This is a genomic window from Curtobacterium sp. PhB128, from assembly GCF_004340725.1.
GTDB lineage: Bacteria > Actinomycetota > Actinomycetes > Actinomycetales > Microbacteriaceae > Curtobacterium.
Genome location: NZ_SLUR01000021.1, coordinates 1 through 8,996 on the forward strand (window position 1 = coordinate 1; position 8,996 = coordinate 8,996).

7 protein-coding genes and 1 rRNA gene are annotated in these 8,996 nt (G+C 71.1%); all 8 read right to left on the reverse strand.

Going from position 1 to position 8,996, the window contains the following annotated elements:
• Positions 1-120: 120 nt before the first annotated feature.
• The gene (locus EDF23_RS18985) at positions 121-1,836 is read right to left on the reverse strand and encodes a CTP synthase (protein ID WP_173170571.1); all 1,716 of its coding nucleotides are present in this window, start codon (positions 1,834-1,836) and stop codon (positions 121-123) included.
• 198 nt (positions 1,837-2,034) lie between these two features.
• On the reverse strand, positions 2,035-3,729 hold the full coding sequence (recN, locus tag EDF23_RS18990; protein WP_131922789.1) for a DNA repair protein RecN: 1,695 nt from the start codon (positions 3,727-3,729) through the stop codon (positions 2,035-2,037).
• 25 nt (positions 3,730-3,754) lie between these two features.
• A complete protein-coding gene (locus tag EDF23_RS18995) occupies positions 3,755-4,684 on the reverse strand; it encodes an NAD kinase (protein WP_111086586.1) in 930 nt (309 codons plus the stop codon).
• Positions 4,681-5,493 carry a TlyA family RNA methyltransferase gene (locus EDF23_RS19000; RefSeq protein ID WP_243648996.1) on the reverse strand — a complete coding sequence of 271 codons (813 nt, stop codon included), beginning with the start codon at positions 5,491-5,493 and terminating at the stop codon, positions 4,681-4,683. The genes EDF23_RS18995 and EDF23_RS19000 overlap by 4 nt, the downstream gene beginning before the upstream one ends.
• A 13-nt stretch (positions 5,494-5,506) precedes the next feature.
• A complete protein-coding gene (locus EDF23_RS19445; RefSeq protein ID WP_159572718.1) occupies positions 5,507-5,674 on the reverse strand; it encodes a hypothetical protein in 168 nt (55 codons plus the stop codon).
• Positions 5,675-5,684: 10 nt separating this feature from the next.
• Positions 5,685-6,656, reverse strand: a complete 972-nt coding sequence (locus EDF23_RS19005; protein ID WP_131922791.1) for an HAD-IIA family hydrolase — start codon at positions 6,654-6,656, stop codon at positions 5,685-5,687.
• 31 nt (positions 6,657-6,687) lie between these two features.
• Entirely contained in the window at positions 6,688-7,494 is an 807-nt protein-coding gene (locus EDF23_RS19010; protein ID WP_131922792.1) for a hypothetical protein, read from the reverse strand.
• A gap of 1,415 nt (positions 7,495-8,909) precedes the next feature.
• Positions 8,910-8,996, reverse strand: a 5S ribosomal RNA gene (gene rrf, locus EDF23_RS19015); the annotation flags it as partial.

Sequence of the window (8,996 nt, forward strand, 5' to 3'; positions counted from 1 at the left end):
TCGTCAACGACGACGCGGTACCACCCACACGAACCATCCCCGGATCTCGAACCGACTAATCAGTCCAAGAACCGGGGACCAGTCCACTGGCACCGCGCCTCCCGTCATCGACAACGCGCGTTACGCGACCTGCTCCTCGTTCTGCGGGTCGAACAGGCTGGACGCCTCGTGGCGCTCGATCGCGGCCGCGACGAGCCCCGCGAACAGCGGGTGCGCGTTCGTCGGACGCGAGCGCAGCTCCGGGTGCGCCTGCGTCGCGATGTAGAACGGGTGCACGTCACGCGGCAGCTCGACGTACTCGACCAGGCTGCCGTCGGGCGACGTGCCCGAGAACACCAGGCCGGCGTCCGCGATCTGCTGCCGGTACGTGTTGTTGACCTCGTAGCGGTGACGGTGGCGCTCGGACGCCTCGGGCGCACCGTAGAGCGACTCGGCCAACGAGCCGGAGCTGAACGTCGCCGGGTACAGGCCGAGGCGCATGGTGCCGCCCAGGTCGCCGCCGGCGATGATGTCCACCTGCTCCGCCATGGTCGCGATGACCGGCGTCGAGGTCTCCGGGTCGAACTCGGTGCTCGACGCGTCGGTCAGGCCGGCCTCGTGGCGGGCGTACTCGATGACCATGCACTGCAGGCCGAGGCACAGGCCGAGCGTCGGGATGCCCTGCTCACGGGCGAAGCGCAGCGCACCGAGCTTGCCCTCGATGCCGCGCACGCCGAACCCGCCGGGGATGCAGATGCCGTCGACGTCGCCGAGCTGCTTCGCAGCGCCCTCGGGCGTGGTGCAGTCGTCGGAGACGACCCACTTCAGCGTCACCTTCGCGTCGTGCGCGAAGCCGCCGGCACGGAGCGCCTCGGTGACCGACAGGTAGGCGTCCGGCAGGTCGATGTACTTGCCGACGAGGGCGATCGTGACGTCCTTCTTCGGCTCGTGCACGGCACGGAGCACCGGGGTCCACGCGGTCCAGTCGACCGGGCCGGCCTCGAGCTTGAGCGCGTCGACGATGACCTGGTCGAGGCCCTGGTTGTTCAGCAGCGTCGGCAGGTCGTAGATCGACGGGACGTCCACGGCGTTCACCACGGCGTCCTCGTCGACGTCGCACATCAGCGCGATCTTCTTCTTGTTCGAGTCCGACACCGGGCGGTCCGACCGCAGCACGAGGGCGTCGGGCTGGATGCCGATCGAGCGGAGCGCGGCGACCGAGTGCTGCGTCGGCTTCGTCTTCTGCTCACCCGAGGCGTTCATGAACGGCACGAGCGACACGTGCACGAAGAACACGTTGTTGCGGCCGAGCTCGTGGCGCACCTGGCGCGCCGACTCGATGAACGGCTGCGACTCGATGTCGCCGACGGTGCCGCCGACCTCGGTGATGATGACGTCGGGCTGCGGGTCGTTCTCCGCCTGCTCGCGCATCCGACGCTTGATCTCGTCGGTGATGTGCGGGATGACCTGCACGGTGTCACCGAGGTACTCGCCGCGACGCTCCTTGGCGATCACCGTCGAGTACACCTGGCCGGTCGTGACGTTCGCCGACTGCGCCAGGTTGATGTCGAGGAAGCGCTCGTAGTGTCCGATGTCGAGGTCCGTCTCCGCACCGTCGTCGGTCACGAAGACCTCGCCGTGCTGGAACGGGTTCATGGTGCCCGGGTCCACGTTGAGGTACGGGTCGAGCTTCTGCATGACGACCTTGAGGCCGCGAGCCGTCAGGAGATTGCCGAGGCTGGCTGCCGTCAGGCCCTTGCCGAGAGACGAGACGACCCCGCCGGTCACGAAGATCTGCTTCGTCACCTTCGGGGTCGGGGTGTTTGCCTGGGTACCGCTGCTGAGAGTGTCCGCCACGGGATTCCATCGTACGTCAGAACTGCCGGGAGGCGCGACCTCGGTTCGCCGTGGGCGTTGCGCGGGGTGGGTGGCCGGGTGTTCGGGCCGTGCGCGCGTGGGCGCGCGTGCTTGCCTGCGTCCCTGCGTGCTTGCCTGCGTGCTTGACTGCGTGCTTGCCGTGCTTGCTTGCGTGCTTGCTTGCGGCCGCGTGGCAGGTCAGGCCGTCTGGCCGGCCACGTCGAGCAGTTCGCGGGCGTGCTCCACGCCGCTCGCGCTGTCGCCGAGCCCCGAGAGCAACCGCGCCATCTCCTGCAGGCGGTCCTCGCCCTCGAGCCGTCGCACGCTCGACGAGGTCACGGCGCCACTCGCGTCCTTCACCACGTTGAGGTGGTTGTTCGCGAAGGCCGCGACCTGCGCCAGGTGGGTGACGACGATGACCTGCGTGCGCTCGGCCAGCTTCGCCAGCCGACGGCCGATCTCGATCGCCGCGGCACCGCCCACGCCCGCGTCGACCTCGTCGAAGACGAACGTCGGCACGGTCGTGCTGCCGGCCATCACGACCTCGATCGCGAGCATCACGCGCGACAGCTCGCCGCCCGATGCCCCCTTGCCGATCGGTCGGGGGTCGGTGCCGGAGTGCGGCTGCAGCAGGATCGACACCTGGTCGCGTCCGTGTCGGCGGTACTCCCCCGCGTCGGTGACCTCGACCACCAGGGTGGCGCCGGCCATCGCGAGCGTCTTCAGCTCGGTCGTGACGCGCTTCGCGAGGTCCGCTGCCGCCTTCGTGCGGGCAGCGGTCAACGCGGCCGCGGCCACCCCGAGTGCCTGTTCGTCCTGTTCGACGGACTGCTGGAGGGCGGCGATGCGGTCGTCGTCGCCGTCCAGCTCGAGCAGGCGGTCGCTCGCCCGCTGCCCGTAGTCGATGACGTCGTCGACGGTCTCGCCGTACTTGCGGGTGAGGCCGGCGAGCAGGGCGCGCCGTTCGTTGATGAGCTCGAGGTCGTGACCGGCCTCGGGCTCGAGCGAGCCGAGGTAGCTGGAGATGCTCGCCGAGGCCTCGGCCGCCTGGATGCCGAGCTCCGTGAGCTGTTCGAGCACGGGCTGCAGGGCGGCGTCGGAGTCGGCGACCCGCTCGACGGCGCGTCGGGCGGACTCGACCAGGCCGACGACGTCGGAGACGCCGTCGAGGGACTCGCTGGACAGGGCCTCGTGCGCCAGGGCAGCGGACAGCCGGAGTTCCTCGAGGTTGCCGAGCCGGTCGGCGCGCTCGGCGAGCTCGACGTCCTCGCCGGGCTGCGGGTCGGCCGCTTCGATCTCGTCCGAGGCAGCGCGGATCCGGTCGGCTTCGGCCACCCGCTCGTCGCGGTCGCGCGTCAGTGTCTCGAGTTCGCCCGTGTGCTGCTGCCACGTGTCGTACGCGGCGACGTACCGGTTCAGGGCCTTCTCGAGGGCCGCCCCGCCGAAGCCGTCGAGCGCCGCACGCTGCGCGGTCGACGAGGTCAGTCGGATCTGGTCGGACTGGCCGTGCACCGTCACGAGCTGGTCCGCGAGTTCACCGAGCACGGCGACGGGAGCGCTGCGGCCCCCGACGGTCGCACGGCTGCGCCCCTCGGCCGAGACCGTGCGCGTGAGGATCAGTTCGCCGTCCTCCACCGCGCCGCCGGCGTCCTCGACGCGTTCGGCGACGGCAGCGTGCTCGGGGACGTTCCACCGGCCCTCGACCACGGCGCTCGAGGCACCACGGCGGACTGAACCGGCGTCCGCCCGAGCACCGAGCAACAGCCCGAGGGCCGTGACGATCATGGTCTTGCCGGCACCGGTCTCGCCCGTGACGACGGTGAACCCCGGACCGAGTTCGAGCGTGGTCTCGCCGATGACCCCGAGGTCACGGATCGCGATCTCCTCGATCATCGGTGGTGCTCCTCGCCTCGGCCGGTCACAGGTGGTCCTCGTCCTCGTCGGTCTGCGGCCCGCGCCACCCGGTGACCGGGAGCCGGAACTTCGCGACCAACCGGTCGGTGAACGGAGCGTCCTTGAGGCGCGCGACCCGCACGGGGTCCGGCGACCGTCGGACCTCGACGCGAGCCCCCGGCGGCAGGTCGTGCGTCCGGCGGCCGTCGCACCACAGCACCCCGACACCGCTCGTGCGCCGCAGGACCTCGATCGCGAGCGTGCAGTCCGGGCCCACCACGATCGGGCGGGCGAACAGGGCGTGCGCGCTGAGCGGCACCATCAGCAGGGCGTCGACGTCGGGCCAGACGATGGGACCGCCGCCGGAGAACGAGTACGCCGTGGACCCGGTGGGGGTCGACACGACGACGCCGTCGCACCCGAACGAGGACAGCGGTCGACCGTCGACCTCGGTCACCACTTCGAGCATGCGCTCGCGCGAGGCCTTCTCGATGGTGGCCTCGTTGAGCGCCCAACTCGAGTAGACGATCTGGTTGCCGACGACCACGTCGACCTGCAGGGTGACGCGCTCCTCGACGTGGTACTCACCCGACAGCGCACGCTCGACGGTCTCGGCGAGGGCGTCCCGCTCGCTCTCCGCCAGGAAGCCCACGTGCCCGAGGTTCACGCCGACGATCGGCGCCCGCGTCTCGCGCACGAGTTCGGCCGCACGCAGGATCGTGCCGTCGCCGCCGAGCACGATGACGATCTCGAGCTGGTCCGCCTGGACGTCGACGCCCAGGATGTCGACCTGCCCCACCGAAGCTTCGGCCCGCCGGATGTCGGCGTACTCGTCGAACGGCATCACCGGGATCAGACCGGCGGCGTGCAGGAGGTCGCAGACCTCGACCGCAGCGTCGATCGAGTCACGGCGACCCGTGTGGGAGACGAGCAGGATGTGCCGGTCGTCGCTCATGCGGTCCCCTCTGTGAGTTCGGTTGCCCGGACTCTCCATTCTGTCGGATTGCCACCGACACCACGCTGGAAGCGCGCGAGGTACTCGTGGTTCCCGTGCGTCCCGATGATGGGCGACGCCGCGAGCCCGGTGGTCCCGAAGCCCAGGTCCCATGCGGCCCACAGGACGTTCATCAGGGCGTCGTCTCGGAGTGCCGGATCGTGCACGATGCCCTCGCGCACCCCGCCGCGACCGACCTCGAACTGCGGCTTCACCAACAGGACGAAGTCGTCGGCGGGGACGGCGTCGGCCAGGGCGGGCAGCACGAGCCGGAGCGAGATGAAGGACAGGTCGCCGACCACCAGGGTCGTCTCGGCTGCGGCGCCGTCGAGCGCGAGGTAGTCCGACCGGGTCAGGCTGCGGGCGTTGGTGCCCTCGACCACGGCGACACGCTCGTCGACGGCGATCGTCGGGTGCAGTTGCCCGTGCCCGACGTCGAGCGCGATGACCCGGCGAGCACCACGGGCCAGGAGCACCTGCGTGAAGCCACCCGTGCTCGCACCGACGTCGAGCACCACACGGCCGGACGGGTCGACGCCGAACGCATCGAGCGCTCCGACCAGCTTCTGGGCAGCGCGGGAGACCCACTCGTCGGCCGCGTCGACCACGATGCCGGCAGCCGGCGAGGTCGGGGTGGAGGGCTTCACGACAGGACGACCGTCGACCGTCACCCGGCCGTCCTGGATGAGCTTGGTGGCAGCGGTGCGCGAACGCGCGAGGCCACGTGTCGCGAGCAGGGCGTCGAGGCGGACCGGGGTCGCGTCGGGCACGGCTCCGTCCGGTTCAGGCACTCGCGGTGCCGCCGCTCTCGAGCCGCGTGCGCAGCTCGTCGTGGAGTGCCGAGAACGCGTCTGCACGTTCGACGAGCGGCAGGGTCTCGGCCGCCGAGGTGCGCGCGGCGAACTCGTCCTGCGGTTCCAGGTCGGCGGACGGCTGCTCGGGGTTCGGCACGTCCGACACGCTACTCGCCGCCGTACAGCTGCGGGTCCACGTCGAGGCCGTAGATGGCCAGACCGGACTCCCAGATCAGCGCTGCGCCGGCGCGGAGCCGATCGATGTCGCTGCCGGCGTCGAGCACCCGCACCACGTGCCCCCGCATCGCCACGGTGGCGCTGCCGACGGTGACGTACCGCGTGCCGTCGTCGTCCTGCCGCCGGACGGTCACCGGGTAGGGCTCGGACAGGCCACGGAGGTCCTCGAGCACGAACACCGGACGCGATCGCTGATCGGCCGCGAGCACCTGCTTCGCCTGGTCGATGCCGGTGAGCACGAGGACGCTCGGGATCCCGACGTCGTTCGCCCCCTTGATGTCGGTGTCGAGACGGTCGCCGATGAACAGTGTCTTCCCGCCGCCGAACCGCTCGACCGCGGCGTCGAAGATCGGGCGCTCCGGCTTGCCTGCGACCACGGGCATCCGCCCCACGGCCTGGTGGACCGCAGACACGAGCGTGCCGTTGCCGGGGGCGATGCCGCGCTCGACCGGGATCGACCAGTCCATGTTCGTGGCGACCCACGGGATCGCCGGGTCGGCCAACGCGAACGACGCCTCGGCCAGTTCCTTCCACCCGAGGTCCGGGGAGAAGCCCTGGATGACCGCGGCCGGGGAGTCCTCGGCGCTGGTCGTCACCGTGAAGCCGGCGGCCTCGACGATGCTCGACAGTCCCAGCCCACCGGTGACGAGCACCGTCGCGCCGGCGGGCACCAGCGTCGACAGGAGCTGCACGCCCGCCTGCGACGACGTGACGACGTCGTCCTCGGACACCTCGAGCCCGTAGCGCTCGAGGTGCTCGGCGACGTCGATCGGTCGTCGGGACGCGTTGTTGGTGATGTACCCGACCCGTGCGGTCAGCGAGGCCCGTGTGAGCGCCTCCACCGCGTGCGGGATCGCGTTCCGCCCCCGGTAGACGACGCCGTCGAGGTCCGTGAGCACCACGTCGACGCCGTCCGTCGGCGCGGTCGGGACGTCAGTCGGCTGCGGAGCCGTCGACGTCGCGGGGGTTGTCGTCGTCGAGTTCGCCGGGCTCGTCGGCGTCGCCGGGTTCGCCGACGACGTCGGGCTCGGCGAGGGCTGGCTCGTCGTCGAGGTCGGCGTCGTCGTCGAGCTGGTCGGTGTCGTCGAGCTCGCCGGCGTCTCCGTGTTCTTCGACTTCGAGCGTTTCCTCGACCACATCAACTGTCTCCCAAGCGTTCTCGTCGGCGGCTTCGGCGAGAGCCGTTGCCGCACGGTCGACACGGGCCCACCACTCGTCGGCCTCGTCCTGGCGGCCGAGCTCTTCGAGCGTGGCCGCGTAAGCACTGTAGAGCGCCGGTGACCACGTGTAGGCCGTGGACGGGTCCAGCTGTGGAATCTCCAGCTCGCCCAGGGCAGCTGTGGGGTTCCCGAGGTCGATGCGTGCGCCGGACATCGCGATCGCGAGTTCGACCTGCACCGCGGTGTCGAGCGCTGCACGTTCGACCGAGCGCCCGAGCTCGAGCGCGCGCTCCGGGCGGCCGAGGCCTCGTTCGCAGTCCACCATCATCGGGAGCTGGTCGTTGCGGCCGGAGATGCGCCGGTAGGTACGGAGCTCGCGCAGCGCGGTCGCGAAGTCCCCCAGGCGGTACGCCGTGATCGCAGCGGTCTCGCGGACGACACCGACGCGACCGGCACGGCGGGTGGCGCTCAGGGCGTGCTCGTTCGCCAGAGCGGGGTCCTCGTCGACGAACAACGCCGCGGCCACGAGGTGCCGGGCGACCCAGTCGGCGTTGTCCTTGCTGAGCGTCTTCAGCTCCATGCGCGCCGCGGGGTCGAGGTCGCGCGCGTCGATCTCGTCGGGGATGTCCGGGTCGTCGTGGCGCGGACGGATCGACTTCGTGCCGTACGGGTCGCGGTCTTCCCAGTCGTCGCGGGCTGCCTCGCCGAACCGTGCGCCGGCGTGACGCGTCCCGTCGCCGAAGCGGCGTCGGTCGTCGCCACCGTCCTGACGCGGGCGGTCGCCACCACGGGCCGGACGGTCCGAAGCACCCCGGAAGGACGGACGGTCGCCGTCACGACGCGGACGGTCGCCGTCGCGGGCCGGACGGTCGCCGTCGCGGGCCGGACGGTCGCCGTCGCGGGCCGGACGGTCGGAGCCACCGCGGTATGCGGGACGGTCAGAGCCGCCGCGGTACGCGGGACGGTCGCCGTCACGACGCGGACGGTCCGATGAACCGCCACGGTACGCCGGACGGTCGCCATCACGAGCCGGGCGGTCAGAGCCGCCGCGGTACGGGCGGTCTCCATCGCGAGCAGGACGGTCGGAACCTCCGCGGTACGCGGGACGGTCACCATCACGACGGGGACGATCCGAACCGCCCTGGTACGGGCGGTCGCCATCACGACGCGGACGATCCGACCCACCACGGTGAGCAGGACGATCGCTGTCGCGGGCGGGGCGGGCGGGACGGTCGGGTCGGTCCGACCCACCGCGGTACGCGGGGCGGTCACCATCACGACGCGGACGATCCGAACCACCCTGGTACGGGCGGTCACCATCACGACGCGGACGATCCGAACCACCACGGTAGGCGGGACGGTCACCATCACGCGCGGGGCGGTCCGACCGGAACGGACGGCCCCCGTCGCGGCGCGGACGCTCAGCACCGCGGGGGCCGTCGCCGCGCGGCGGACGGCCGGAGTCGCCGCGATCGCTCCGCCACGACGGACGATCATCACGGTCTCCGGAGCGGAACGGACGGTCGCCACCGCTCCGCGGCGCACTGTCGCGACGTGCAGCGCCGTCGCGGAACGGACGGTCGGAGCGTTCAGGACCGCCCCGACGGTCACCCTCACGGCGTTCGAAGTCACGCGGACCGGACGACCAACGGCCTCCGCTCGCAGCGTCTCCACGCGGACCTCCGTCGCGTCGAGGGGCTCGGTCGTCCCGTCGGGGTCGGTCTCCCCGGTCGCCGTCGTTCCGCCGCTCGTCGTCGTTCGCCACCGTTGCTCCTCATCGCGTGCCCGAGCCGAAGGCCGGGCGTTCGTCCGCTGTGTCGTTGTGTTGGGTGCCGCGTCGGTCGGACCGACGTTCGAGCTCCAGTCCATCACGAACCGGAGCCGACGTCGAGCGACGAGCGGCAAAACAGAAATGGCCACCGGCCACCACCGTGAACGAGGGTCTCCCCTGCGAATTCACGATGGAGGGCCGATGGCCACATCTTCTTACGTTAAGTCCGGCGGCGTCCTACTCTCCCACAAGGTCCCCCTTGCAGTACCATCGGCGCTGAGAGGCTTAGCTTCCGGGTTCGGAATGTGACC